The sequence below is a fragment of the Stenotrophomonas sp. Br8 genome, assembly GCF_014763005.1.
Taxonomy (GTDB): Bacteria; Pseudomonadota; Gammaproteobacteria; order Xanthomonadales; family Xanthomonadaceae; genus Stenotrophomonas; species Stenotrophomonas lactitubi.
Window position 1 is genome coordinate 367,330 of record NZ_JACGTN010000008.1, and the last position, 25,116, is coordinate 392,445.

Genomic DNA, 25,116 nt, shown 5'->3' on the forward strand with positions numbered 1-25,116 from the left:
CAGTCCGCCTGGGTAGTGGGGTCGCACGGCACTGCCGTGCGAGGGATTCATTCGGCGGCGTTGTCACCACCGGTTGACTGGCCGTCACCGGCACTGCGATCGGTCACGCCATACAGTTCATGCAGCGCCGCGTGGAAGGACGCCGGCAGCATCGGGCCATGGCCGAGACCAGGGAACTCGCGGTACTGCACGCTCAGCCCCGGCACGTTGCCCAGGCGTTCGGACAGCTGCATTGCCGCATCCGGGGTGGCGCCACCAATGCGGCGCAGATGCGCGACCACGCGCGGATTGCTCATGTCGCGCTTGCCGCGGTCGCCGACGCGCTCGGCGCCGCCCAGCATCAGCCACACCTTCGCGGGCTGACCGTGTGCGTTCTGCACGAACTGCTGTTCGACGTCGCCCAGCGGCGCTCCCTGGCTCCACCACAACGACGGGCTGGCGCTGAGGTAGTACTGGAAGGCGGCCGGACGGGTGTACAGGCTGCTGAGCACGAACAGGCCGCCCAGCGAGTGACCCCACAGCGCCTGTTGCTGGTGATCGATGTTGGCGCGGCGCTCGACTTCAGGCTTGATGCGGCGCTCGATCATGTCCAGGAACGCCGCCGCGCCGCCGCCGACGGCCTGGGTCTTGCCGCTTTCGTCATCGGCGCGATCTATCCACGCGGTGTAGTCGCGGGTGCGCGCAGCCGAATCGATGCGCAGATCGTTGTCGTAGCCGATCAGCACCAGCACCGGCGGCGCCTTGCGTGCGGCCAGCTCGGCCAGCAGCGGCTGGTCCAGCACCATTGCCACGGCGTTGCCGTCCAGCGCGTACAGCGCCGGCGCCGGGGTCTTCGAGGCCTTGGCCGGGATCGCAACATTTACCCGCCAGCGTCGCTGCTGGTCGGGGCTGTCGATCACGAAACGCTCGAAGCGATAGCTGGCCGCCGGTGCGTCGAGCACGGTCTGGCCCATCTTCTGCAGCGGATTGCGTTGCTGCGCATATGCATACGGGGTAGCCAGGAGCAGACCCATCATCAAGGCGGCCAGGCCGGATACCAGCGGGCCACGGCGCGGCGGCAGGACGGAAGACTTCATCAGTGACGGCGAAAGCGGCACACGGCCACCGGTTCACAAGGGACCGCAGTCTACCTTAAACGCGAATGATTATCACATCGATCAAACGTCACACTGTGTATCACGCGCGCGCCAGCACGTGCGCCAGCGCTTGCGCCGGAAGTCCGTGTTCATCTACTTTTCGTGCCATCGGGGCGCAGGAATCGCCCCGCCTCCGCGGGTGCCTGCCTGGCCCCCGCCCATCAGCTCCACAACCCCCGTGGGATCGGATCCCATGATTGTGAGAACACCTTGAAGCACAAAGCACTGATCGCACTTGCCGTTGGCCTCCTCGCTCCGCTGGCCGGCCACGCCGCGCCAAGCCTTGCCGGGCTGTATTCGGCCTATGAAGAGGCTGGCTATTCCTCTCTCGGGCTGGAAGAGCTCAACCAGACCGTGCAGTTCACGGCGGTGAGTCTGGGCGCCTCCAGCAACCTGCAGGGCGAGCCGGTCCTTGAGGCGGGCGACGAAGATGGCCAGGTATTGGCCCGACTGACCGCTTCCGATGACGAGCAGAACGCCAAGCTCGCAGCGATGGAGGAAGGCGTTTCCTTCACCGCCAGCTGCACGCTGCAGTTCAGCTCGGGATCGGATTGCCTGGCGTTGGGAGACTGCGTTCTGCAGTAAGCAGCTCGGCACCACTGACAGCAGCGCAGAAACGACGAAGCCGGCTCAGAGCCGGCTTCGTTGCATGAGGCGACGTTGGCGACCTCAGGGGCCAGTAGGCACAGGGCCGTACGGGTTGTCCTGCGGCGTACCCGGTAGCAGCGCAAAGATCAGGATCACCAGGCCACCACCCGGCACCAGGGCCAGCAGATACAGCCAGCCGGACTGGCCGCAGTCATGCAGGCGGCGCACGGTCACTGCGATAAGCGGCACGATCGTGGCCAGCCAGAGCAGACCCACCAGCGCCAGCGCCCCGATGGTGATCCCGGCCATCCAGCTGGAATCAGCTTCCAGGACGAGGCCGGCAACCAGCGCCACCGTGAGCGAAAGCGCGGCTACCACGGTTGCCGCAAGCAACAGGAACAGCTGGAACATCCAATACTCGCGGCGGTTGGCGCGACCCTCGAACTGGGCATAGCGCTTCAACGGCAGCATCATTTCCTGCACGGCATCGTTCCTTGAAAAACAGGGCCGCGCAGTCTGCCAAATGCTGGCGGGCGGGGCAATGAGAAACCTTGCATGAAGCGAACCGGGCTATGCGCCCTTGGCCGCCCTCGCCGCCTCGCGCTCAGCGCGCAGCCGGTCCAGCTTTTCCTTCAGCTTGATTTCCAGCCCGCGCGGCACCGGGTTGTAGTACACCCGCTCGCCCATCGCATCGGGGAAACCGGTCTGGTCCAGCGCGATGCCGCCCTCGGCGTCGTGGTCGTACTGGTACTCGGCGCCGTAGCCCAGCTCCTTCATCAGCTTGGTCGGTGCATTGCGCAGGTGCAGTGGCACTTCTTCGGTACCGCTGTCGCGCACATCGGCCTTGGCCTGGTTGAAGGCGGCATAGCCGGCATTCGACTTGGCGGTGCTGGCCAGGTACAGCACCAGCTGGGCGAAGGCGAGCTCGCCTTCCGGGCTGCCCAGCCGCTCGTAGATGTCCCACGCCTCCAGCGCCATGCTCTGCGCGCGCGGGTCGGCCAGGCCAATGTCTTCGATGGCCATGCGGGTCAGTCGACGTGCCAGATACGACGGATCACAGCCACCATCGAGCATGCGCGTGAGCCAGTACAACGCGGCGTCGGGATTGGAGCTGCGCACCGACTTGTGCAGCGCCGATATCTGGTCGTAGAACTGCTCGCCGCCCTTGTCGAAGCGACGGGTACGGTCAGCCAGCACCTGGGTGAGGGTCTGCGGGGTGATGCGACCACCCTCCCCGCCCGCCAGTTCGGCAGCGATTTCCAGCAGGGTCAGCGCACGACGCACGTCACCATCGGCGGCAGTGGCGATCTCCAGCAGCAGCTCCGGCGCAACCTCGATGTGTTCCTCGCCAAGGCCGCGCTCACGATCGCCCAACGCACGTTCCAGTGCTTCAACGATGTCGGTCGGCGAGACGCCTTCCAGCACGTGCACGCGGCAACGCGAAAGCAGTGCCGAGTTCAACTCGAACGACGGGTTCTCGGTGGTGGCGCCAACGAACAGGATGGTGCCGCGCTCGATGTGCGGCAGGAACGCATCCTGCTGCGCCTTGTTGAAGCGATGCACTTCGTCGACGAACAGCACGGTACGACGGCCTTCGGCGAAGCGCTGCGCCGCCTCGGCCAGCACCTGGCGCACCTCCGGCAGGCCGGACAGCACCGCGGAAATGGCACGGAATTCGGCGTCGGAGTATTCAGCCAGCAGCAACGCCAGCGTGGTCTTGCCGCAGCCCGGCGGCCCCCACAGGATCATCGAATGCACGCGCCCGGATTCAACCGCGCGGCGCAGCGCGCTCTCCGGCGCGAGCAGACGCTTCTGCCCGACCATTTCGTCCAGGGTGCGGGGGCGCATGCGCTCGGCCAGCGGGCGCATGTGTTCCCGATCGACACTCAGCAGATCGGGTCCGGGGAATGAAGTGGAGCGATGTCTTGGCACGTGCTCATTGTACCGCGAGAGCGTGCCAACCAAGGTTGGCACCTACCTGGGGCGGTAGTGCCGGGCCCTGCGAGGCGGATCAGGATCGGTAGTGCCGGCCGCTGGCCGGCAGATCAAAAGCGTGTCAACCAAGGTTGACACCCACCAAGGGCGAAGGTTGACACCCACCAGAGCAGGTAGCGCCGGGCCATGCCCGGCGGCCACGATCAATTGCCGATGACGTCGGTGCCGGCCGGCGGGGTGAAGCGGAAGGTGTTGGCGGCGAAGCTGGGGTTGCGCTTCCAGCCACTGAAGCTGATCACGGTGCGCTGGCCCACGGCGTCGGTGATCTCCATCTTCGCCAGGCCCTGCGCGTTGAAGCCGAGTGCGGCGTACTGGAAGCTGGCTTCGGTATCGCGCTTCGGCGACAGCGACAGCCACTGCAGGCCATCGCGCTGTGCGGCCTCTTCACTTACGTCGTACTGCTGCTCCAGCAGCGCCGGGTTGATCAGCGCGGTCAGCGGACTGTTCTGCTCTTCCTTGCCCTGCTCGCGCACGGTCGCCTGTTCCAGGTCCGGCTCGAACATCCAGACCTTCTTGCCGTCGGCCACGATCAGCTGCTCATGCGGGCGCACGTACTCCCAGCGGAACAGGCGCGGTGCCGACAAGGCGACGCGGCCGCTGGTGGATTCCTTGACCTTGCCGCGGCTGTCGAACACCTGCTGGCTGAACTGCCCATCCAGGCCCTTAAGGCCGGTGGTGAAGGTCTTCAGGTCATCACGGGCGCCGGCCCAGGCGCTGCCGGCGGCGGCGCAGGCCACGGCCAGGGTGGTGGTGGCAAGGAAACGACGGAGGCGAAGGTTCATGCAGGAATCCTGTGGGCGCGCGGCCAGGAAAGTTGGGTGCCAGTGTGCCCGGCAAAAGATGAATGGGCGATCAGGACGCCATTATGACGCCCTGATCGCTGATCGGCGATTCAGCCGCCAGCGCCCGGCAGCTTGCCGTACAGCACCTGACCACGGAAGCCGCGGCGCACCTCGCGGAACAGCGCGCGGAAGGCGGCATAGTCCTGCGGCTGGCACAGCGCCTCGGCGCCGCGCACCGCGTTCTGCTGCAGGCGGTGATGCACGGTCACTTCCTGGCCCTGTCGGCTCCAGTCGACCCGGTACTCGCCGGCCGCATTGGCAAACCGCTGGCTGCCGGGAATCGCGATGATCGGGGCATTGACCGGGAACTGCAGGCGATAGGTTTCCTCGCGCAGGCTGGCATTGCAGTAGAACGGCGTCTCGTTGTCCGGTGCCGAGGCGCTGGCATAAAGCCCGCGCACCGATTCGCCACCCGGCGGATCGGGTACGGCCATGCCGCCGGCCACGTCGAAGTCCACGTAATCCTCGGCCTGGAACGCCATGCGATAACCGAACGACCGGGTCAGGTCGACCGGTACACCCTGCAGCTGCAGCTGGCCACGGCCATCGAAACCGGACGCGGCCATGATCGATTCTTCAGCGCGCGCCCGGTTCTGCGCATTGAGCTGGGCGAACTGTGCGCGCATGCCGATCTCGGCGTTGTCGCTCAGTTGCGGCACCGTCTCGCCACGCAGATTGCCCTGTGCGTCGAAGGTAAAGCGTACGTCCATCACCGTCGCGTTGCGCTGCGGATCGTTGGCCGGCGTGCGCGCCAGGGTCGCATCGCGGGTGTGCAGCACCGGCGCGCCAAGATCACCATCGGGCAGCTGGCCGAAGCGCGCCCAGGCACTGGTCGAGTCCAGATACAGATCGAACTCGGGCACATAGGTGATGGCGTGGTTGAAGCGACCCAGCAGCGGAATCTTCGGCAGCGTTGGGCCGCCACCTGCACCGATCAGCACCGGCGAACTGGTGATGCCCTTGGCCGCCAGCAGCGCCTCAAGAATCGTTACGTGGTCCTTGCAGTCGCCGTAGTGGTTGTCGAGGATGCTCTGCGCACTGTTCGGCTCCAGGCCACCGTTACCCAGGTACACCGCGACGTAGCGGATGTTCTGCGCGACCCAGCGGTACAGCGCATCGGCCTGCGCGCGGCGGTCACTGATGCCGGCAGTCACTTCGTCGGCCAGCGCCTGGATCTCCGGCGTGACCTGCGCGGCCGGACCGGCCTTCAGTTGATAGGCGCGACCCATCTGCGCCCAGTCGCGGTAGGTGCTGGCCATGATGTTCGGCCCGAACTCCCACACCGCCGCCGACCAGTTCTGCGCCTGCATCGGTTCGCGGCGCTGGTAGCGCCAGCGCCACGTCGCCTGGCCGTTCTTCACCACCGGGCGATCGCTGCCCTGCACGCCGCGGCTGTCCACGTGCATGGGCAGGTTGGCCGGCGCGCTCAGGGTCACTTCGGCATCGTCGTACTGGGTGAACACATTGAAGGTTTCCCACAGGCCGAAGTAGCCCGGGAAGTACGGCGTCAGCTGGGTGCGCCGCACTTGGTAGAACAGCCGCGTACCCGGCGCCAGGTTGGGGAACACGATCACCCGCACCTTGCGGTCGGCATACATCGCCGCCGAGGCGCTGGAATAGCTTTCCTGGGTGTAGATGCGATCGGCCGGCACCTCGCGGCGCTGGCCGTCGGCGGTCAGCGTGTAGGCGTTGACCACATCCAGCGTTTCCATCTTCTCGCTGTAGCTCAACCGCACCTGGCTGAACTGCTCCACCGCGGCCTTGGTCTTGAGCAGGATCTCGTAGGTTTCAGTCTGTACGTTGCCGGCATCAGGGCGCACCTGGTAGTCGGCGCGATAGCGGACGAAGCTGAAGTTGTTGCTGGCCTCGGCATCGCTGCCGGTGGATGGCGGCGCGACCGCGGGTACGGCTGTCGCGGCGGCATCGGTCAGCGCCGGGCCGGCTGCCAGCAGGCAGGCCAGCGCCAGCGCGCAGGAAACGGGTTGAAGCATGCGTCGGTTCCTTGGACGTCGGGAATGCGGCAGGGCTTACTTCGGCGGCGGCGGTGCCAGCACCGTGCGGTCGCCGTTGTGCTCGGGCGAACTGACCACACCGGCCGCTTCCATGGCCTCGATCAGTCGCGCTGCGCGGTTGTAGCCGATCTTCAGGCGACGCTGCACGCCGGAAATCGATGCACGACGGGTCTCGGTGACCACGCGCAGCGCTTCGTCGTACAGCGGGTCGGACTCATCACCACCGCCGGAACTGGTCTCCGGCAGGCCGGTCGCACCGACCACCACGCCATCGCCCATCGTCTGCACTTCGTCCAGCACGCCGTCGACATAGTCGGCCGGGCCCATCGCCTTGAGGTGCTCGACCACGCGATGCACTTCTTCATCGGACACGAAGGCGCCGTGCACACGCTCGGGCATCGCCGTGCCGGGCGGCAGATACAGCATGTCGCCGTGACCGAGCAGCGTCTCCGCGCCGGACTGGTCGAGGATGGTGCGCGAATCGATCTTCGAGCTGACCTGGAAGGCGATGCGGGTAGGAATGTTGGCCTTGATCAGACCGGTGATGACGTCCACCGACGGGCGCTGGGTGGCCAGGATCAGGTGGATGCCGGCCGCACGCGCCTTCTGCGCGAGGCGCGCGATCAGCTCTTCGACCTTCTTGCCGACGATCATCATCATGTCGGCGAATTCGTCGATGAAGATGACGATGAACGGCAGCGTCTCCAGCGGCCGCGGCGCCTCGCCCAGCTCCGGGTTCGGCTTGAACAGCGGGTCCATCATCGGCTGCCCAGCGTCCTGCGCGTCCTTCACCTTCTTGTTGAAGCCGGCCAGGTTGCGCACGCCTACCGCGCTCATCAGCTTGTAGCGGCGCTCCATCTCGGCCACGCACCAGCGCAGGCCGTTGGCAGCCTCCTTCATGTCGGTGACCACCGGCGCCAGCAGGTGCGGGATGCCCTGGTAGACGCTCAGTTCGAGCATCTTCGGGTCGATCATCAGCATCCGCAGGTCTTTCGGCGACGCCTTGAACAGCAGGCTCAGCACCATCGCATTGACCGCCACCGACTTGCCCGAGCCGGTGGTACCGGCCACCAGCAGGTGCGGCATGCGCGCCAGGTCGGCCACGGTCGAGCGGCCGGCGATGTCCTTGCCCAGCGCGAGGGTCAGCGAACTGGCCGACTTGTCGTACTCCTTCGAGCGCAGCAACTCGGACAGGTAGATCATCTCGCGGGTGACGTTGGGGATTTCCAGGCCGATCACCGACTTGCCCGGGATCACATCGACCACACGCACCGACTTGACCGACAGGCCGCGGGCGATGTCCTTGTCCAGCGAACTGATCTGGCTGACCTTGATGCCCGGCGCCGGCTCGATCTCGAAGCGGGTGATGACCGGGCCGGGGTTGGCGCCGACCACCTGTGCATCGATGCGGAAATCCTTGAGCTTGAACTCGATCTGCCGCGACAGCGCGTCAAGGGTTTCCTTGTCATAGCCCACGGGCTGCGGCTTGGGATCATCCAGCAGGGCCAACGGCGGCAGGTCCGAGCCATCGCCATTGACGCCGCGGAACATCGGGATCTGGTTGTCGCGCTTGGCCCGATCACTCTTTTCGATCACCGGCTCGGGGCGCGGCTCGATCTTCACCGGCTCGCGCTTGGCGCGCACTTCGGCATCGGCCTTGCGCACCTCCTGGCGCTCCTCGCGCATCACGCGGGTCTGCTGCCACTCAGTGGCCTGCTCCTTCTTGCGCTCCAGCAACGGCGCCAGCGACATCACGCCGCGACCGATCTTCTCCATCACCACGAACCAGGACAAGCCTGTAGCCAGGGTGATCGAGGCCAGCAGCAGCACCAGCACGAACAGGTTGGCGCCCAGCGCGCCAAAGCCCACGCTGAGCGAATTTCCGACCAGCTTGCCAAGGATGCCGCCGGCACTGGAGACATCGCCACTGAACAGGCGCACGTGCAGGAAGCCGGTGCCGGCAATCAGGAAGCCGACCAGCCCGACCAGCCGCAACGCGGGGTCCAGATCGTTCTCGCCCTTGCTCTCGCGCTTGAGGCCGAACATCGCGATCCAGGCCAGCGCGCCCAGCACCACCGGCAGCAGGAAGGCGATGTAGCCGAACAGCTGCAGCAGCACGTCGGCGATCCACGCGCCCGCGCGGCCGCCCATGTTGTGTACCGGCGCGACCACGCTGCCGGTGTGCGACCAGCCCGGATCGGTGGCTGAATAGGTGAAAAGGCTGGCAGCCAGATACAGCAGCGCCGGCGCGATGGCGATCAGACCCAGGTCGCGCCACAGGCGCTGACGGCGTGGATTGTCGGTCGTGGCCGCTGCCGCCGTGCGACGCGATGCCTTTTTGTCGTCGGACTTGGAGCGTTCGGGGACCTGCTTCGCCACCTTAGACCATACCTTTGGAATGCGCTGTTAGTGTTTGATAATAAACGAGACGGCGTCAGTTTTCAGTTATCCGTTGCCGCACAAGCGGGGACAGGGCCCGAAACCGCCCGTGGATGGCGCTGTTCTGTTCATCGGCTTGAATCGCCCTGCCCCAGCCGCCACTCTATGACCAGCCAAGGATGCTGTGCAAACATCGCCGCGCCTTGTCCCATCTACCTTTTCGCGAGTCTACATGAGCACTAGCCTGCCCTCCCGCCACCAGCGTCTTGTCATCCTCGGTTCCGGCCCGGCCGGTTGGACCGCTGCCGTCTACGCTGCCCGCGCCAACCTGAAGCCGGTCGTCATCACCGGCCTGCAGCAGGGTGGCCAGCTGATGACCACCACCGAAGTGGACAACTGGCCGGGTGACGCCCATGGCCTGATGGGCCCGGACCTGATGGCGCGCATGCAGGCCCACGCCGAGCGCTTCGAGACCGAGGTGATCTTCGACCACATCCACACCGCGGACCTGTCGCAGCGCCCGTTCAAGCTGATCGGCGACAGCCACGAGTACACCTGTGACGCCCTGATCATCTCCACCGGCGCGACCGCCAAGTACCTGGGCATTCCGACCGAAGACGAGTTCAAGGGTCGCGGCGTGTCCGCCTGCGCCACCTGCGACGGCTTCTTCTACCGTGACCAGAACGTGGTCGTGGTCGGCGGCGGCAACACCGCCGTGGAAGAAGCACTGTACCTGTCCAACATCGCCCGCAAGGTCTACCTGGTCCACCGCCGCGACACCCTGAAGGCGGAAAAGATCATGCAGGACAAGCTGTTCGCCAAGGTTGAAGCCGGCAAGATCGAAACCGTCTGGCACCACCAGGTGGAGGAAGTGCTGGGCAACGAGGCCGGCGTGACCGGCGTGCGCGTGAAGTCGACCCTGGACGGCAGCACCCGCGACATCGATGCGCACGGCTTCTTCGTGGCCATCGGCCACCACCCGAACACCCAGCTGTTCGACGGCCAGCTGACCATGAACAACGGCTACCTGGAAATCCGTTCGGGCCTGGGTGGCAACGCCACCCAGACTTCGGTGGAAGGCGTGTTCGCCGCCGGCGACGTGGCCGACCAGCACTATCGCCAGGCGATCACCTCGGCCGGCTTCGGCTGCATGGCCGCACTGGATGCAGAGCGTTACCTGGATGCACAGGGCAAGGCCAGCTGAGAGGTGAATCCGCTCCTGTAGAGTCGAGCAATGCTCGACTTAGACAAAAGGCCGACGCGAGAGCGCCGGCCTTTTCTTTTCAGTAGTGCCAGGCCATGCCTGGCAATGCCCCGTTCGCCTTCAGGCTTGCACGCAACTCTGCTGGAACTCGACCGGTGGCGCTGCAACGCCGTCCGCGTCCCGAAGCACCACACTCCAGCGCGCAATGCCGGGGCTGGAGCCATTGCAGGCAAGATCGATCGTCATCGGCGTCGCGGGGTCATCAAAAGTTGCTTCCCACGGCGTACAGGCCCCAGGCTCCGAACAGGACGCCAGCGAGAACTGCGCGACCACTGGATGCTGGGGGTTGCCCAGATAGCCAAGATCAAAGGCTCGTGATGATTGAACCGGCACATCGATATCCGCTATCGCGTTTAGCACCAGCGGCTCGCATGCCTTCCCGGCCGCCCACAACCGATAGCCCTTCTCAACGCCCTTCATCGCGGCGGACCGGAAGGCTGGGTCGAGAAGCGCTTTGGCGTCATCCGAGTTCGTGTGGAAGGCGGTCTCCACGATGATCGATGGCATATGCGCCTCTCGATTCTCGCCCTTGTTGTCGGAATGCACATCAGGAGCGACGGCGAAGGACTCGTAGCCCGATTGCGCCTGGACAACCTCCTTCATCGCACACAGTACGCTCCGCCCCAACGCCGCATCCTCCGCCTGTCCCGGCTGTACGATGACACGCGCTCCGCGTACGTTCCCCGTCGCTTCTGCGTTGCTGTGCAGGTGGATGGCCACCTCTGCGTCAATATGATTGGCCAGAAGCGGCCGACTATTGATGTCCTCACGTTCCTCCCTATCCCACAGGGTGCTGCCCGCATAGGTATTCCAGATCGCGACATTGCCGGGATATTGTTCGGCTATTGCATAGCGCGCGGCCATCGTCCACCACTCCTTTCCACTGGGCGGGTGAACCAGACCACCCCCTTGCTGTACACGGGGACGAACAGCCGGCATTCGGCTTCGTTGTTCGATCAATTGCTTCAGCTCGTCTGCATACGACGGGGTTACGATCCCTTCGGAAACGCCATGAACTTCTGGACGAGACGTCACCCAGTCGTTCGATCTGTGACTGTAGAAATAGCCGTGCCCAGCGGCAACGAAAGCCATCCCAGCGCCCTTTCCTGACCTTTCTCGTCGTTTCCGCCGCACCTCGCGGGCGGCGCTATCCGCCTCCTGCACAGCAGGAAAATAGTGCTCGACCTCTTTTCCGTCATACAGAAAAATGACACGACTGAACGGAGCCGCCTGCTCGGCCCAATGCAGCAGCCCAAAACTGATCTCGCTTCTCTGATCCTCGAACGACGGTCCGTAATCGGCAGGCAGGAAGTTCCGATCCAAGGCCACGGTCACAACACCGTTGGCGATATCCGCTGACACCTCGACCCGGCGGCTCCGCGCCTGCCCATCGACGAGACGGACGCGTTCGAGGATGTCGCGCGCCTTCTGAGTCAAGAGTATGTTGAGCCCCGCGTCCTGCTCCATCGGGGGGCGGGATTCAGCGGCCTGCGCAGGGCTGGTCATAAGCACGCCCCCCAACAGGGACAGCAGCACGGAAAGTGTTACAGAGCGAAGCGTTCGGTTCATTGTGGCTACTCCATGCGTGAAATGAATGCACCGCTTCTGCGACGCAACACACCCTGGCCCGTCACCGCGCTGGAGTTCGGCACCACGCGCACATCAACGCAGAATTCGAACTTTCCTCACCCTCAGGCAGAACGAACCAATCCGCTTCCGCCAACACCGTTCGCGATCGTCCTGCCCTATCCTTTCCCCTCATGCCCACCGCCCGCTTCCTCGACTCCCTGCAGTCCATTCCCGCCACCGACTGGGATGCCCTGCACGACGGCCGCAACCCGTTCGTCAGCCACGCCTTCCTGTCCGGCCTGGAAACCCACGGCTGCCTGCGCGAGGACTGGGGTTGGCAGCCGCAACACTTCACCCTGTGGGACGGTGACACCCTGGTCGGCGCCGCTCCCGGCTACCTGAAGACCAACTCGCATGGCGAGTTCGTGTTCGACCACGCCTGGGCCAATGCCTATGCGCGCCACGGCCGCGACTACTACCCGAAGTGGCTCGGCGCGGTGCCGTACTCGCCGGTGACCGGCCCGCGCCTGCTGGCCCGTGACGATTCGCAGCGCGCTGCGCTGTTGACGGCACTGCGCGAACAGATGCCCGCACTCGACGTGTCGTCGGCACACATCAATTTCCACACGGTGGCTGACGAAACGGCCTTCAGTGACGATTGGCTGCTGCGCGAGGACATCCAGTTCCAGTGGCAGAACCCGGGTGACTGGAGCACGTTCGAGCAGTTCCTCGGCGCCATGAACCACAAGCACCGCAAGAACATCCGCCAGGAGCGGGCCAAGGTCACCCGCCAGGGCATCAGCTTCCGGGTGGTGCATGGCGACGAAGCCAGCCGCGCCGATCTGCAGGCGATGTACCGCTTCTACCTGCAGACGTTCCTGGAATACGGCAACGCGCCAGCGCTGACCGAAGCCTTCCTGCGCCACTTGGCGATTTCACTGGGGCGCGGACTGGTGCTGTTCCTGGCCGAACAGGACGGCGAACCCATCGCCGGCGCGCTGTGCCTGCGCGGTGGCGACACGCTGTACGGCCGCTACTGGGGCGGTGCCACCCTGCCCGGCCTGCACTTCGAGGCCTGCTACTACCAGGGCATCGAATACTGCCTGCGCGAGGGGATAGCCCGTTTCGAGCCCGGCGCGCAGGGTGAGCACAAGCTGGCGCGTGGCTTCCTGCCGACCATCGTGCGAAGCCGGCACTGGGTGGCCGATGCGGAGTTTGCCGAGGCGCTGCGCGACTGGTGCCGGCAGGAGCGGCGGGATGTGCGGCGCTACCAGCAGGAGCTGCAGGGGCATAGCCCGTTTCGTGCGGAACCGTAGCGTCGGAGAAGCGTGCCAACCAAGGTTGGCATCTACCAGAGCAATTCAGGGCACTGCGCTCAGGTGCACTGCCAGAAATGCCCGCTCACCCGGCACTTCGCGCACCAGAAGCTGTAGAGCATGCCGCCACTCCCCCACAGCAACATGCCTTCATTGGTGGTCGGCAACGTCGAGTCGAGCTGCATCACGAAAGGCATCTGCTCGCCGCAGTCGATGCACGCCGGGTAGTGCGCGCTCTGCACCCAGCTCGGCGCGCCGCCCACGCGCGACAGGTTCTGCCGATGATTGGACTGGCCCCAGTCCTGCTGCTGCCAGCGAGGGCTGTCCATCGCGGCAAGACCGACGTCGGCCTGCATCAGGTCCCCGCTGTCGGTGGGATTGATCGGCACCTCACGGTGCTGGCTGGGGTGGCAGCTGGGCACGCCGTCCGCATCGTGGCGATAGAAACGCACGGGCGGATCTTCCCAGCCGCAGCAGTCCAGGCACAGGCCCAGGGTGATCGAGCCGGCCGCTCCCTCTTCCAGCGCCGCAGTGTCGGTCTGCAGCAGGCGCTGCAGCGGTGCATGGCAGCTGCCGCACACGGCGTCGAGCGGGCCGCCCATGCTCCCCGCATGCTGCACCTGACCGCCATTCCAGGTGGGGTGCAGCCGCCAGATCCGCTTGCGCCAGCCCGGCTCTTCGGCCACCTGTGCACGATGTTGCCTGCTTCCGAAACGCAGGTGCAGCGGTTGCTGGCCATGCAGGCGGTGCAGCCGGGGACCATCGGCCAGGCCCGCCCAGTGCGCCCAGACCTGCGCATCCAGATCGCTCCAGTCGGCCAGGTAGCCACGCGCGGCAGCATGGGTTTCCGGCTGGTTGGCCAACAGCACTGCCTTGGCGCGCTCCAGTTCGCGATCGTCATCGGCCTCGGTCAACCGATGCGCCCAGTTCGCCGCGACCGGCGGCGGCAGTGCCTGCCAGACCTGCGGGGCCAGTTGGATGTCATCCTCGATGGCGACCTCCAGCAGCGCCTCCCAGTCGCCTTGCAGCGTGTGCGGCGCCTGGTAGCTGGCGAACTCCAGCACGCTGGTCAGCAGTTCACCGCGCTCGCCGTCACGATAGCGCCGCCAGGCATCGGCACAGACCGGCGCGACAGCCTCATCCGGCAGCAGATCCAGCGCCGTATCGAGGAAGGTGGAACTGGGCGAGCGGCGCTCCAGCGCCTGCAGCAGCAGCGCGCCAAGCCGGGGGCGGTCTTCGCTGGCCAGGGTCAACAGCATGCCCAGGCTGTCATTGCGTGTGCGCGGCGCATCGTGCGCATCGAGGATGGCGGTGATGGGGTCGCTCATGCGGGGCTCCTTGCCGGTGAAGCGTGATGGTGCCAGACATCGCGTATCGCCACGACGAATACAATGCCGGCATGACCCGTCAGTTGCCCTGGCGCCTGGCCGATGCGCCGGATGCCCCCTTCCCGCCAGCCGAGACCGCCCTGCGCCAACCCGACGGGCTGCTGGCCGTGGGCGGTGACCTGCACCCGCTGCGCCTGCTCAACGCCTATGCCGGCGGCATCTTCCCGTGGTTCAGCGAGGGCGAGCCGATCCTGTGGTGGTCGCCGGACCCGCGCATGGTGTTCCGTACCGACGGTGTGCACCTGAGCAGCAGGTTCCGCCGGCAAATGCGCGGCAGCACCTGGGAAGTGACCGCCGATACCGCCTTCAGCCAGGTGATGCGTGCCTGCGCCAGCGCCCCCCGTCCCGGCCAGGACGGCACCTGGATCAGCCCTGCGATGGTGGATGCCTACAGCCAGCTGCACGACCTGGGATTCGCGCATTCCTTCGAAGTGTGGGACCGGCAGACGCTGGTCGGTGGCATCTACGGCGTGGCCATCGGTGCGATGTTCTTCGGCGAAAGCATGTTCAGTGGCGCCAGCGGCGGTTCCAAGGTGGCGCTGGCTGCACTGGCGCGGACACTGCGTGGCTGGGGTTGGCCACTGATCGATGCGCAGGTGGAGAACCCGCACCTGCTGCGCATGGGGGCGGAGCACCTGCCGCGCGCGCCGTTTCTGCAACAGGTCCGCAGCGCGGTGCAGGCACCGGGCCGGGAAGGCGCCTGGACTCAGCTGGTCGGGCGCGTGCCGGCAGCGGATTTTGCCGGGGAATAACACAATCTTTGCAAGCTGGGCGTTTGACGCGTAAAATGCTGCGCCTTAGGCCCAACGTGGCCGTTTTCTGAACCGCACAGGACTACATGTCGAAAGACGATTCCATCGAGTTCGAGGGCACCGTCAGCGAGACGCTGCCGAACACCACTTTCCGCGTTCGTCTGGAAAATGGGCACGAAATCATCGCCCACATCTCCGGCCGCATGCGCAAGAACTACATCCGCATCCTCACCGGTGACCGGGTCAAGGTTGAAATGACCCCGTACGACCTGACCAAGGGTCGTATCACCTACCGAATGAAGTAAGCGGCTGGCGCGTTGCGCCACCCCGACAAGGCCAGCCCTGGACGCTGGCCTTTTGTCATGTCTGAAATCCGGCCCTGCCGGACGGCACCCTGACCGAATGCACCGTGACATCGGTCAGCCATGCTTGCGGCAGATTCGCATTCGCACCAGCGGCGTCATCGTGGCACCCGATCCAGTCCGGATCGCCACCCCCTGCCCCCGCCATGAACATGTCTTCCCTGCCCGCTGGCTTTGCTGCACTCGCACTCATCGCTGCCGCCCTGATCGCTCCCGCCGCCCAGGCCGCCGACACGCCGCCAGCCACCACCGGCGACAGCTGCATTGCGTTGAGTGAGGACCAGCAGATCGTGCGCGCCGGCGCCGATCGCGATGTGCTGCTGCGCAATGGTGACCAGCACTACCGCGTCATCTTCACCGCCTCCTGCAACAGCGCCGTGACCTCGCGCCGGCTGGCGTTTGAAACCCAGGGCGAGAGCAACCAGCTGTGCGGCGGTTCGCGCAGCGTGCTGAAAACCGACCGCGCCAGCTGCACGGTCGAGCGGATCGAGCCCCTCGAAGCTGCCACCTTCCAGCGCATGGCCCGCCAGCGCAGCCGCTGAAGGCTGACACGACAAGGGCGGCCTGAGCCGCCCTGTCGTTGCCTGCGTCGCCGGGCAGTGCCCGGCAGACGCTTATTCCACAGTGGCCGGCAACAGCCGCTCAGGCTCAGCCTGCGCCTCGACCACCAGCTCGTCGTTGCGCACGTCGATGCTGACCTTGCCGCCGTTGACCAGCTTGCCGAACAGCAGCTCGTCGGCAAGCGGGCGCTTGACCTTGTCCTGCAGCACCCGCGCCATCGGGCGGGCGCCCATCAGCGGGTCGAAACCATGGTGGGCCAGCCAGTCGCGCGCGGTCGGCGTGGCCGACAGGCTGACGTGCTTCTCCTGCAGCAGCATCTCCAGCTCGATCAGGAACTTGTCCACCACGCGCAGGATGTGCTCGAAGCCCAACGGCTGGAACTGCACCACCGCATCGAGGCGGTTGCGGAATTCCGGCGTGAACGCACGACGGATGGTCTCCATCGCATCGGTGGCGTGATCCTGCTTGGTGAACCCGATCGAACGCCGCGAGGCCTGCGCCGCGCCGGCATTGGTGGTCATCACCAGCACCACGTTCTTGAAGTTGGCTTCGCGACCGTTGGTGTCGGTCAGCACGCCGCGGTCCATCACCTGCAACAGGATGTTGAAGATGTCCGGGTGCGCCTTCTCGATTTCATCCAGCAGCAGCACGCAGTGCGGCGTCTTGACGATCTTCTCGGTCAGCAGGCCGCCCTGGTCGAAGCCGACGTAGCCCGGAGGCGCACCGATCAGGCGGCTGATCGAATGCGGCTCCATGTACTCGGACATGTCGAAACGGACCAGCTCGATGCCCAGCTGCAGCGCCAGCTGCTTGGTCACCTCGGTCTTGCCGACACCGGTGGGACCGGCGAACAGGAAGTTGCCGATCGGCTTTTCCGGATTGCCAAGGCCCGAGCGCGCCAGCTTGATGGCCGAGGCCAGGGTGCCGATGGCCGGGTCCTGGCCGAAGATCACCATCTTCAGGTTGCGCTCCAGATGCTGCAGCACATCCTTGTCGGTGGCGCTGACCTGCTTGGCCGGGATGCGCGCCATCTTGGCGACGATGGCCTCGACCTCTTCGACGTCGATCAGCTCCTTGCGCTGCCCTTCCGGCAACAGGCGCTGGCGGGCACCGGCCTCATCGATCACGTCGATGGCCTTGTCCGGCAGCAGGCGGTCGGCGATGTGCTTGACCGACAGGTCGACCGCAGCCTGCAGCGCTTCATCGGCGTAGGTCACGCCGTGGTGGGCTTCGTACTTGGACTTCAGGCCCTGCAGGATCTCGTAGGTCTCGCCCACGGTGGGCTCGACGATGTCGATCTTCTGGAAGCGACGGGCAAGCGCCCGGTCCTTCTCGAAGATGCCGCGGTATTCCTGGAACGTGGTCGAGCCGATGCAGCGCAGCTCGCCCGACGCCAGTGCCGGCTTGATCAGATTGGAGGCATCCATGGTGCCGCCCGACGCCGAACCGGCGCCGATGATGGTGTGGATCTCGTCGATGAACAGCACCGCATTGGGCACCTTCTTCAACGCGGTCAGCACACCCTTCAGGCGCTTCTCGAAGTCGCCACGGTATTTGGTGCCGGCCACCAGCGCGCCCAGGTCGAGCGAGTAGATGACCGCATCGGCCAGCACGTCCGGCACCGAGCCTTCCACGATACGTCGGGCCAGGCCCTCGGCAATGGCCGTCTTGCCGACGCCAGCCTCGCCTACGTACAGCGGGTTGTTCTTGCGGCGGCGGCACAGGACCTGGATGGTGCGTTCGATCTCGTCGGCACGGCCGACCAGCGGGTCGATGCGACCGGCGCGGGCCTGTTCGTTGAGGTTGCTGGCGAACTCGGTCAGGGCATCGCCCTTCGGCTCACCCTCGCCCCCTTCCATGCGGCCCTCGCCCTCGGACGAGGACGGCTGCTCGCCTTCCTCACCCAGCTTGGCGATGCCGTGGGACAGATAATTGACCACATCCAGCCGGGTGACGTCCTGCTGGTTGAGGTAATAGACGGCGTGGGAGTCCTTTTCGCCGAAGATGGCGACCAGCACGTTGGCGCCGGTGACCTCCTTCTTGCCGGAGGACTGCACGTGGTACACGGCCCGCTGCAGCACGCGCTGGAAACCCAGGGTCGGCTGGGTATCGCGGCCGTCATCTTCGGCCAGGCGGGACACGGAAGCCTCGATGGCCTGCTCCAGCTCCTGGCGCAGGCGGTCGGCGTCGGCACCACAGGCCTTCAGTACGGCTTGGGCGGACGGGTTGTCGAGCAGTGCCAACAGCAGGTGTTCGACCGTCATGAACTCATGTCGGGCCTCACGGGCGCGCTTGTAGCACTGGCCGATGGTGTGTTCGAGGTCTTTGCTGAACATGGATTACTCCGGCGGCAGTTGGGGACAATATGCGGCCTGACTACGCGATTTCCATCACCCTAGCGGATTGCGACGTTCAGATGGCGTTAGCAGTGCGAACCGCTTGATCATCGTTCACTCCAGGACAGCACCCTCACCATGAGCGAACCCTACCTGAGCCGCTGGCGATTGCGACGTGATGGCCCTTCGATCCGTACCCCCCATGCCCGGCTCTGGCCGGTGCTGACCGCCTCTGGCGAGGCGGCCATGTTGAAGGTGAGCACGGAGACAGAGGAACAGAACGGCCATCGCCTGCTGCGCTGGTGGAACGGCGACGGTGCCGCACGCCTGCTGGCCCACGAGGGGCCGGCGATCCTGATCGAACGCGCGCACGGCGATTCGCTGCGGCAACGTTCGATCAAGGGCGAGGACGACGCCTGCACCATGATCCTGTGCCAGGTCCTGCAGCAGCTGCACCGGCCACGGAGCGCGCCACCAGAAGACCTGGTCTGCCTGCGTAGATGGTTCGCCGATCTGCTGCAGGCAAGGGCGCCGCTGCCGCCATTGCTGGAACAGTGCAGATCGCTGGCGATGGCACTGCTGGAGGATGAGCAGGAGATACGGCCGCTGCATGGCGACCTGCACCACGACAACGTGCTGGATTTCGGCGCACGGGGTTGGCTTGCGATCGACCCGAAGCGGCTGCTGGGCGACCGCGCGTTCGATTACACCACGATGTTCAGCAACCCGGACCTGTGCGGGCCAGGCATCCATGTGGCCACCCGGCCAGAGCGCTTCCACGCCCGGCTGGAACAGGTCTGCCGGCTGGCCGATATCGAGCGCACGCGACTGCTGCGCTGGATCGCGGCCAGTGCCGGGCTGTCAGCGGTGTGGTTCCGGGATGACGGCGACCCGGCCGACATCGATGAGGCAGTAGCCGGGATGGCCTTGCAGGCGCTGGCGGAGGTGTGAATCCTCTGTCTGCCCTGGTAGGTGCCCACCTTGGTGGGCACGCTCCATCCGGGGTCGATACGCCCGGGCAGAAATCAGCCGAGCATGGGCTCGGCTCTACAGGGCGCGCTCCATCCGCGATCGGACCGTGGGCGGTCAGGCCTTTTCCATCGTGCACAGCAACGGATGCTGGTTCATCCGCGCGTACTCGTTGACCTGGGCCACCTTGGTCTCGGCCACTTCACGGGTGAACACACCGCAGACGCCACGGCCACGGGTGTGGACGTGCAGCATCACCTGGGTGGCCTTGTCCAGGTCCATGTTGAAGAACTGCTGCAGGACGTCCACGACGAAATCCATCGGGGAGTAGTCGTCATTGAGCAGCATGACCTGATAGAACGGCGGCGGCGCTACTTCCGGGCGCGCGGGCTCCACGGCAACGCCGTGCTCGTGGTGGGAATCGGGGGCGGACTCGCGAGGCATCGGTCCATTATAAGGGCTGAGACGGCCCTGCGTCGGCCCTGTGCGGAATGGACGGCAAGGACGCCCGCCGTCACAATTGCACCTTCCCACACTCTTGGTTTCACAGGATCTTCATGAAAAGGACCCTTCTCTCCGCCCTGCTGATCGCCCTGGCTGCCGCTGGCACCGCTGGCGCTGCGACCACCACTGACAGCGCGAAGGCCGACAAGGCCGTTGCCCGTCATCTGGAAAAGCTGGGCTACACCTACGAGGTGGATGAAGACGGCGACTACCAGATGGTGTTCGACGTCGAAGGCGATCGCACCCAGATCGTCTATGTGCGCTCGTCGGTGGAAGACTTCGGTACCCACAACATCCGTGAGGTCTGGTCGCCGGGTTATACCTCTCAGACCAAGCAGTTCCCGGTGGCCGTGGCCAACCGCCTGCTGGAAGACTCGCAGGATGCCAAGATGGGCGGCTGGGTGAAGCAGGAGTCGACCGCGATGTTCGTAGTGAAGATCGATGCCGACGCCACCTCCGACCAGCTCAGCGACGCCATCGATGCGGCCATCCGCACCGCCGATGCGATGGAGCTGGAGCTGACCAAGAAGGACGATCTCTGAGTTGAACACCTCGCCGGACCCGCGCTGGGCACCGCACGCAACCGTCGCCACCGTGGTGGTCGACGGTGGCAGGGTGCTGCTGGTCGAAGAGACCATCGAAGGCCGGCAGGTGCTGAACCAGCCGGCCGGGCACCTGGAGCCGGGCGAAAGCCTGGCTGCCGCCGCCCTGCGCGAGACCGTCGAGGAAACCGGCTGGACGGTGGAACTGACCGCCTTCATCGGCTGCTACCAGTGGACCGCCGCTGACGGCACCCCGTTCCTGCGCTTCTGCTATGCCGCGCGCCCGGTCTCGCACGACCCGGCGCGGCCGCTGGATGCCGGCATCGATCGGGCGCTGTGGATGACCCCGGCCGAACTGCAGGCCGCCGCCGGACGCCAGCGCAGCCCGCTGGTCTGGCAGGTGCTGGCCGACTACCTGGCCGGCCAGCGCTACCCGCTTGCACTGGTCCGGGAGGTCGCATGAGCAGTCCACGGGTGATGGTTGGCGTGTCTGGCGGCGTGGATTCCTCCGTGGCCGCCTGGCGGCTGGTACAGCAGGGCGAGGCCGTGGCCGGTCTGTTCATGCAGAACTGGGCCGACGACGGCAGCGGTGACTGCCGCGCTGAAGATGATCGCCGCGATGCGGTGGCTGTCTGCGGGTTGCTGGGCATCCCGTTCCATTTCCGCGACTTCTCCAACGAGTACTGGCAAGGGGTGTTCGAACACTTCCTTGCCGAGTACGCCGCCGGCCGCACGCCGAACCCGGACGTGCTGTGCAACCGCGAAGTGAAGTTCAAGCACTTCCTGGATGCTGCCCGCGAGCTGGGCGCCGAGCGCATCGCCACCGGGCACTACGCGCGCATTGCCCAGCGCGGCCATCAGTGGCTGCTACTGCGTGGCGCCGACCGTTCCAAGGACCAGAGCTACTTCCTGCACCAGCTGGGGCAGGAACAGCTGGCAGCCACGCTGTTCCCGATTGGCGATCTGGAAAAGAGCGACCTGCGCCGGATTGCCCGCGACGTGAGCCTGCCGACCCACGCCAAGAAGGATTCGACCGGCATCTGCTTCATCGGCGAGCGCGATTTCCGCGAGTTCCTCGGACGCTACCTGCCGGCCAAAACCGGGCAGATCCTGGACCCCAGCGATGGCAGCGTGATCGCTGAACACCCTGGCGTTTTCTATTTCACCCTGGGCCAGCGCGAAGGCCTGAACATCGGCGGCGTGCGCGGCCGCCCTGCCGCCCCCTGGTACGTGGTCGGCAAGGACGTGGCCAGCAACGTGCTGTACGTGGACCAGGATCGCGACAGCCCGTGGATGCTGTCCAACCGACTGCGCTCGGAGACCGCGCACTGGATTGCCGGCGCGCCACCGGCACGGCGTTTTGAATGCACCGCGCAGACCCGCTACCGCCAGCCGGACGAGCCGTGCACGGTGGACGTGCTGGACGACGGCAGCGTGCAGGTTTCCTTCGCCCGCCCGCAGCGTGCAGTCACCCCCGGGCAATCCCTGGTGCTGTATGACGGTGAGGTCTGCCTGGGTGGCGCGGTGATCGCCGCCACCGACGCGCCGCTGGAACAGCGCCTGCGCACCACCCCTTCCCCTTTTGAGGTACTCGCTGCATGAGTTTCACTGTCGACGACCGCGTTCTGGCTTTGGCCGGCATTGCCCAGGCCCTGCAGCAGGTACGCCGTATCGCCGATACCGGCCATTCCGACGCCGCTGCCGTGCGCACCGCCGTGGACAGCGTGTTCCGCATCGATGCGTCCTCGCCGCAGGCGGTGTTTGGTGATCGGCACGCACTGAAGTCCGGCCTGCGCCTGCTGCACAACCATTTCCGCAGCCAGGGCCAGGATCCGATCCTGCCCAAGCTGGCCCTGTCGGTGCTGCAGCTGGAGCGCCGGTTCGTGCAGGACGGGGCCACCGTGAACAAGGTCGCCTCGGGTATCGAGCGCGCCCAGCAGCAGGCCGCCGCGCTGGGAGACAGCGGACACCCGGATGTACTGGCCGCGCTGGGCGGCCTGTATGCGGACACCATCAGCCACCTCAAGCCGAGGGTGATGGTGCAGGGCAACCCGCACTACCTGGGCCAGGCCGGCGTGGTGGCCGAGATCCGTGCACTGCTGCTGGCCGCCGTGCGCGCCGCGGTGCTGTGGCGGCAGCTGGGTGGCAGCTACTGGGATTTCCTGCTCAGCCGCAAGGCGATGGTCGAGGCCGTGGACCGGCAGCTGGCCTGAAGTGCGGGGTCGGATCCCTTTCCTGCAGGGATAGGGCCCTGACCCCAGACCACCCGGGCGCGCCGGAAAACCGGCGCATTCAGAATGCATTTCGGAGCACATCGACGTTAAAGAGAAGGGGGGTACGGCCGATACATCCTCCGTGCACCTCCCGAGAACGTCCATGTACTCACGCATTTTCATCCGTCTGGCCGCCCCCCTGGCTCTGACCCTGCTGCTCCCCTTCGCCATCGGTTTCGAATGGCCGGTCGCCCTGCGTTGGGCGATCCTGACCACGATGACGCTGAGCTGGCTCGGCTTTGCGTGGTGGACCGCCCGCGCCCAGGCGCACCGTTCCCCGGAACATGCCCGTGTCCTGCGTGAGCAGGACCAGCTGCTGACCGAGCTGCGCAACTTCGTCGGCAACGAGATCGACGGTTCGCGTGGCGAAGTGGAACGCGCCCGCGACCTGATCCGCCAGGCCGTCTCCAGCCTCGGCGGCAGCTTCGATGCGATGAACCGCAAGTCGCGCCAGCAGAGCCAGGCGCTGTCGCGCATCGTCGACCGCGCCGGTGACGAAGGCGGCGCTGGCCTCGACGTTGCCCGCTTCGCCCAGCACGCCAGCCACCGCATGGAACAGCTGGTGGAAGCGCTGGAACAGGTGAGCGGCCAGAGCAGTACCACCGTGCAGCACATCGATCAGATGGCGCAGCACCTGGATGGCATCTTCGCGCTGCTGGAAGACGTCAAGTCGATTGCCGACCAGACCAACCTGCTGGCCCTGAATGCCGCCATCGAAGCTGCGCGTGCCGGTGAAGCCGGTCGCGGCTTCGCCGTGGTCGCCGACGAAGTACGCAACCTGTCCGAGCGCTCGACCACCTTCAACGAGCAGATCCGCAAGCTGGCACACAGCTCCAAGGACGCCATCGCCAAGGTCCGCGAGACGGTTTCGCACATGGCCTCGCGCGATATGGACCGCTCCCGTGAAGCGCGCCAGGAAGCCGCGGCGATGCTGGACAACGTGGCGCAGATCAATGCGTCGCTGGGTGACGGCATGCGCGAAGTGTCCGACTGCGCGCGTTCGATCGATGGCAGCGTAGCCGAAGCCGTGCGCGCCCTGCAGTTCGAGGACATCGCCACCCAGGCGCTGGGCGGCGTACATACCCACCTGGACCGCCTGACCGCAATCAACCGCGAAGCGGTGGCCCTGCAGGAACTGCTGCACCGCAACGGCGGCGTGTTCGACGAGGAAATCGCCTCGGCCCTGCAGCGCACCGGCAGCCGCCTGCGCGAACTGCGCAGCGAATGGGAACGCCCGCCGCACAAGCCGGTTGCCCAGCAGAGCATGGGCGCCGGTACGGTCGAGCTGTTCTGATCCTGATGTCCGCTGCCTCTTCCGGCAGCGTGCAAGGCCCCGGTTCTGCCGGGGCCTTTGCGTGTGACCCGCCTTTGGATGCATCCTGCAAGCGCACCATGACCCTGATCCGCGCCCTGCCCCCGATCAACGAGAACGAACGCCCGCGCAATGCGAGCGTACGTGAGCAGCTGCGACAGCTGGAAGATGTGGCCCGCGAAGAAATACAGGAGCTGCAGCAACTGGCCGATGCGCGCCCTGCCCCGGTTGTGGCTGGCGACGACGTGCTGGGGTTGGCGTGGGACCTTGGGCTGGATGGGGATGCGTTGAAGTAGATCCACGCCCTGCGTGGATGAAGCTCCCCATGGCATGATGCGCCGGTCCTGTTCATGGAAGACCGATGGTCATCGCCCTGATTACCCTGCTGCTGGTCGAAATCCTGCTGCTGGTGATGTGGGCGCCATTCTTCTTCCGTACCGGCATCGCCTTGTTCAACCAACGCATCGCCGCTACGCCGACCGAACTGGCCCAGCTTTCGTTGGCCGGCCTGGAGCATGACCTGCCGACCGATACCTGGCTTCGCCTGGTGTTCCGCGCGCTGCCGGACGGCAGTGTCGCCTTTCGCGAGAGCTTCGCACCCAGCTTCGGCGGTCGCTACTTTCCGCTGATGCGCGGCCGGGTGATGATCGACGCGCGGCGCCGGGAGGTGCGGGTGGTCGGACTGTGCAGCTGGTTCGCGCTGGGCCTGACGCTGATGATGGTGCCGATCATTCTGGTACGCCCGGCGGCGTCGCCGATGCTGGTGGCCCTGCTGCTGTTCTATATTGGCTTTTACATCCAGCGGCGACGCTATGCCAACGTGGTCGAAGCGGTGCGCGCACGGCTGCGGTCCGAGTTTCCGCAGAGGCTGGTTGCCGCGCCGCACTAGATCCACGCCATGCGTGGATGATCGCGCGTGCAGGCATCAATGCCGACCAAGGTCGGCATCTACCAGAGCAGTGTAGATCCACGCCATGCGTGGATGATCGCGCGTGCCGACATCAGTGCCGACCAAC

At 65.9% G+C, this 25,116-nt stretch carries 24 protein-coding genes; 14 read left to right on the forward strand and 10 right to left on the reverse strand.

Features of this window, described 5'->3' with window-relative positions; genetic code table 11:
• Window positions 1-47 precede the first annotated feature (47 nt).
• Window positions 48-1,076, reverse strand: coding sequence for an alpha/beta hydrolase-fold protein (locus H3005_RS09660; protein ID WP_100552507.1), 1,029 nt, complete (start codon window positions 1,074-1,076; stop codon window positions 48-50).
• Between the two features lie 270 nt (window positions 1,077-1,346).
• Between H3005_RS09660 and H3005_RS09665 the strand changes: the two genes are divergently transcribed.
• Entirely contained in the window at window positions 1,347-1,721 is a 375-nt protein-coding gene (locus H3005_RS09665) for a hypothetical protein (protein ID WP_191078035.1), read from the forward strand.
• 84 nt (window positions 1,722-1,805) lie between these two features.
• On the opposite strand, the gene H3005_RS09670 is transcribed toward H3005_RS09665, so the two are convergent.
• The 5 genes from H3005_RS09670 to H3005_RS09690 form a co-directional block, all read right to left on the reverse strand.
• Window positions 1,806-2,207 carry a DUF805 domain-containing protein gene (locus H3005_RS09670; RefSeq protein WP_100552506.1) on the reverse strand — a complete coding sequence of 134 codons (402 nt, stop codon included), beginning with the start codon at window positions 2,205-2,207 and terminating at the stop codon, window positions 1,806-1,808.
• Between the two features lie 87 nt (window positions 2,208-2,294).
• Window positions 2,295-3,593 (reverse strand): replication-associated recombination protein A, encoded by a 1,299-nt coding sequence (locus tag H3005_RS09675; protein ID WP_223880159.1) that lies wholly within the window; start codon window positions 3,591-3,593, stop codon window positions 2,295-2,297.
• A gap of 269 nt (window positions 3,594-3,862) precedes the next feature.
• Window positions 3,863-4,501 (reverse strand): outer membrane lipoprotein chaperone LolA, encoded by a 639-nt coding sequence (gene lolA, locus H3005_RS09680; RefSeq protein ID WP_100552505.1) that lies wholly within the window; start codon window positions 4,499-4,501, stop codon window positions 3,863-3,865.
• 110 nt (window positions 4,502-4,611) lie between these two features.
• Window positions 4,612-6,552 carry a DUF3857 domain-containing transglutaminase family protein gene (locus H3005_RS09685; RefSeq protein ID WP_191078036.1) on the reverse strand — a complete coding sequence of 647 codons (1,941 nt, stop codon included), beginning with the start codon at window positions 6,550-6,552 and terminating at the stop codon, window positions 4,612-4,614.
• A gap of 36 nt (window positions 6,553-6,588) precedes the next feature.
• Window positions 6,589-8,952, reverse strand: coding sequence for a DNA translocase FtsK (locus H3005_RS09690; RefSeq protein WP_191078037.1), 2,364 nt, complete (start codon window positions 8,950-8,952; stop codon window positions 6,589-6,591).
• A 232-nt stretch (window positions 8,953-9,184) separates the two neighbouring features.
• Here H3005_RS09690 and trxB point away from each other — a divergent pair, with 232 nt between their 5' ends.
• Window positions 9,185-10,156 (forward strand): thioredoxin-disulfide reductase, encoded by a 972-nt coding sequence (trxB, locus tag H3005_RS09695; protein ID WP_191078038.1) that lies wholly within the window; start codon window positions 9,185-9,187, stop codon window positions 10,154-10,156.
• A 120-nt stretch (window positions 10,157-10,276) separates the two neighbouring features.
• Here the strand turns inward: trxB and H3005_RS09700 are convergent, their stop codons facing one another.
• Entirely contained in the window at window positions 10,277-11,785 is a 1,509-nt protein-coding gene (locus H3005_RS09700) for an N-acetylmuramoyl-L-alanine amidase (protein ID WP_100552502.1), read from the reverse strand.
• Between the two features lie 191 nt (window positions 11,786-11,976).
• Here H3005_RS09700 and H3005_RS09705 point away from each other — a divergent pair, with 191 nt between their 5' ends.
• The gene (locus tag H3005_RS09705) at window positions 11,977-13,101 is read left to right on the forward strand and encodes a GNAT family N-acetyltransferase (RefSeq protein ID WP_100552501.1); all 1,125 of its coding nucleotides are present in this window, start codon (window positions 11,977-11,979) and stop codon (window positions 13,099-13,101) included.
• A 59-nt stretch (window positions 13,102-13,160) separates the two neighbouring features.
• On the opposite strand, the gene H3005_RS09710 is transcribed toward H3005_RS09705, so the two are convergent.
• Window positions 13,161-14,429 (reverse strand): hypothetical protein, encoded by a 1,269-nt coding sequence (locus H3005_RS09710; protein ID WP_191078039.1) that lies wholly within the window; start codon window positions 14,427-14,429, stop codon window positions 13,161-13,163.
• Between the two features lie 71 nt (window positions 14,430-14,500).
• Here H3005_RS09710 and aat point away from each other — a divergent pair, with 71 nt between their 5' ends.
• The 3 genes from aat to H3005_RS09725 all read left to right on the forward strand — a co-directional run bounded on the left by aat (window position 14,501) and on the right by H3005_RS09725 (window position 16,145).
• Complete coding sequence (gene aat / locus H3005_RS09715) at window positions 14,501-15,241, forward strand: leucyl/phenylalanyl-tRNA--protein transferase (protein ID WP_191078071.1); 741 nt, start codon at window positions 14,501-14,503, stop codon at window positions 15,239-15,241.
• A gap of 86 nt (window positions 15,242-15,327) precedes the next feature.
• Window positions 15,328-15,546 carry a translation initiation factor IF-1 gene (infA, locus tag H3005_RS09720; RefSeq protein WP_005409596.1) on the forward strand — a complete coding sequence of 73 codons (219 nt, stop codon included), beginning with the start codon at window positions 15,328-15,330 and terminating at the stop codon, window positions 15,544-15,546.
• Window positions 15,547-15,749: 203 nt separating this feature from the next.
• Complete coding sequence (locus H3005_RS09725; RefSeq protein WP_191078040.1) at window positions 15,750-16,145, forward strand: hypothetical protein; 396 nt, start codon at window positions 15,750-15,752, stop codon at window positions 16,143-16,145.
• A 72-nt stretch (window positions 16,146-16,217) separates the two neighbouring features.
• On the opposite strand, the gene clpA is transcribed toward H3005_RS09725, so the two are convergent.
• Window positions 16,218-18,500, reverse strand: a complete 2,283-nt coding sequence (gene clpA / locus H3005_RS09730) for an ATP-dependent Clp protease ATP-binding subunit ClpA (protein ID WP_049467362.1) — start codon at window positions 18,498-18,500, stop codon at window positions 16,218-16,220.
• 138 nt (window positions 18,501-18,638) lie between these two features.
• Between clpA and H3005_RS09735 the strand changes: the two genes are divergently transcribed.
• Window positions 18,639-19,451: an APH(6) family putative aminoglycoside O-phosphotransferase gene (locus tag H3005_RS09735; protein WP_191078041.1), complete on the forward strand. Its 813-nt coding sequence runs from the start codon at window positions 18,639-18,641 to the stop codon at window positions 19,449-19,451.
• A gap of 135 nt (window positions 19,452-19,586) precedes the next feature.
• On the opposite strand, the gene clpS is transcribed toward H3005_RS09735, so the two are convergent.
• Entirely contained in the window at window positions 19,587-19,913 is a 327-nt protein-coding gene (clpS, locus tag H3005_RS09740; protein WP_025879127.1) for an ATP-dependent Clp protease adapter ClpS, read from the reverse strand.
• 113 nt (window positions 19,914-20,026) lie between these two features.
• Between clpS and H3005_RS09745 the strand changes: the two genes are divergently transcribed.
• From H3005_RS09745 to H3005_RS09775, 7 genes are all read left to right on the forward strand, one after another.
• Window positions 20,027-20,515, forward strand: coding sequence for a hypothetical protein (locus tag H3005_RS09745; protein ID WP_191078042.1), 489 nt, complete (start codon window positions 20,027-20,029; stop codon window positions 20,513-20,515).
• 1 nt (window position 20,516) lies between these two features.
• Complete coding sequence (locus H3005_RS09750; RefSeq protein WP_089241080.1) at window positions 20,517-20,978, forward strand: NUDIX hydrolase; 462 nt, start codon at window positions 20,517-20,519, stop codon at window positions 20,976-20,978.
• A complete protein-coding gene (gene mnmA, locus H3005_RS09755; RefSeq protein WP_089241078.1) occupies window positions 20,975-22,117 on the forward strand; it encodes a tRNA 2-thiouridine(34) synthase MnmA in 1,143 nt (380 codons plus the stop codon). The genes H3005_RS09750 and mnmA overlap by 4 nt, the downstream gene beginning before the upstream one ends.
• On the forward strand, window positions 22,114-22,728 hold the full coding sequence (gene hflD, locus H3005_RS09760; protein WP_100552495.1) for a high frequency lysogenization protein HflD: 615 nt from the start codon (window positions 22,114-22,116) through the stop codon (window positions 22,726-22,728). The genes mnmA and hflD overlap by 4 nt, the downstream gene beginning before the upstream one ends.
• Before the next feature lie 163 nt (window positions 22,729-22,891).
• Window positions 22,892-24,082 (forward strand): methyl-accepting chemotaxis protein, encoded by a 1,191-nt coding sequence (locus tag H3005_RS09765; RefSeq protein WP_100552494.1) that lies wholly within the window; start codon window positions 22,892-22,894, stop codon window positions 24,080-24,082.
• Window positions 24,083-24,180: 98 nt separating this feature from the next.
• A complete protein-coding gene (locus H3005_RS09770; protein ID WP_191078043.1) occupies window positions 24,181-24,396 on the forward strand; it encodes a hypothetical protein in 216 nt (71 codons plus the stop codon).
• A gap of 65 nt (window positions 24,397-24,461) precedes the next feature.
• Entirely contained in the window at window positions 24,462-24,989 is a 528-nt protein-coding gene (locus H3005_RS09775; RefSeq protein ID WP_191078044.1) for a hypothetical protein, read from the forward strand.
• Window positions 24,990-25,116 lie beyond the last annotated feature (127 nt).

Coding starts and splice junctions, on each gene's coding strand:
- H3005_RS09660 (WP_100552507.1), bottom strand. CDS start 1,076: ATGAAGTCTTCCGTCCTGCCGCCGCGCCGTGGCCCGCTGGTATCCGGC.
- H3005_RS09675 (WP_223880159.1), bottom strand. CDS start 3,593: ATGCGCCCGCTGGCCGAGCGCATGCGCCCCCGCACCCTGGACGAAATG.
- lolA (WP_100552505.1), bottom strand. CDS start 4,501: ATGAACCTTCGCCTCCGTCGTTTCCTTGCCACCACCACCCTGGCCGTG.
- H3005_RS09685 (WP_191078036.1), bottom strand. CDS start 6,552: ATGCTTCAACCCGTTTCCTGCGCGCTGGCGCTGGCCTGCCTGCTGGCA.
- trxB (WP_191078038.1), top strand. CDS start 9,185: ATGAGCACTAGCCTGCCCTCCCGCCACCAGCGTCTTGTCATCCTCGGT.
- H3005_RS09700 (WP_100552502.1), bottom strand. CDS start 11,785: ATGAACCGAACGCTTCGCTCTGTAACACTTTCCGTGCTGCTGTCCCTG.
- H3005_RS09705 (WP_100552501.1), top strand. CDS start 11,977: ATGCCCACCGCCCGCTTCCTCGACTCCCTGCAGTCCATTCCCGCCACC.
- H3005_RS09710 (WP_191078039.1), bottom strand. CDS start 14,429: ATGAGCGACCCCATCACCGCCATCCTCGATGCGCACGATGCGCCGCGC.
- aat (WP_191078071.1), top strand. CDS start 14,501: ATGACCCGTCAGTTGCCCTGGCGCCTGGCCGATGCGCCGGATGCCCCC.
- infA (WP_005409596.1), top strand. CDS start 15,328: ATGTCGAAAGACGATTCCATCGAGTTCGAGGGCACCGTCAGCGAGACG.
- H3005_RS09725 (WP_191078040.1), top strand. CDS start 15,750: ATGAACATGTCTTCCCTGCCCGCTGGCTTTGCTGCACTCGCACTCATC.
- clpA (WP_049467362.1), bottom strand. CDS start 18,500: ATGTTCAGCAAAGACCTCGAACACACCATCGGCCAGTGCTACAAGCGC.
- H3005_RS09735 (WP_191078041.1), top strand. CDS start 18,639: ATGAGCGAACCCTACCTGAGCCGCTGGCGATTGCGACGTGATGGCCCT.
- clpS (WP_025879127.1), bottom strand. CDS start 19,913: ATGCCTCGCGAGTCCGCCCCCGATTCCCACCACGAGCACGGCGTTGCC.
- H3005_RS09745 (WP_191078042.1), top strand. CDS start 20,027: ATGAAAAGGACCCTTCTCTCCGCCCTGCTGATCGCCCTGGCTGCCGCT.
- mnmA (WP_089241078.1), top strand. CDS start 20,975: ATGAGCAGTCCACGGGTGATGGTTGGCGTGTCTGGCGGCGTGGATTCC.
- hflD (WP_100552495.1), top strand. CDS start 22,114: ATGAGTTTCACTGTCGACGACCGCGTTCTGGCTTTGGCCGGCATTGCC.
- H3005_RS09765 (WP_100552494.1), top strand. CDS start 22,892: ATGTACTCACGCATTTTCATCCGTCTGGCCGCCCCCCTGGCTCTGACC.
- H3005_RS09770 (WP_191078043.1), top strand. CDS start 24,181: ATGACCCTGATCCGCGCCCTGCCCCCGATCAACGAGAACGAACGCCCG.
- H3005_RS09775 (WP_191078044.1), top strand. CDS start 24,462: ATGGTCATCGCCCTGATTACCCTGCTGCTGGTCGAAATCCTGCTGCTG.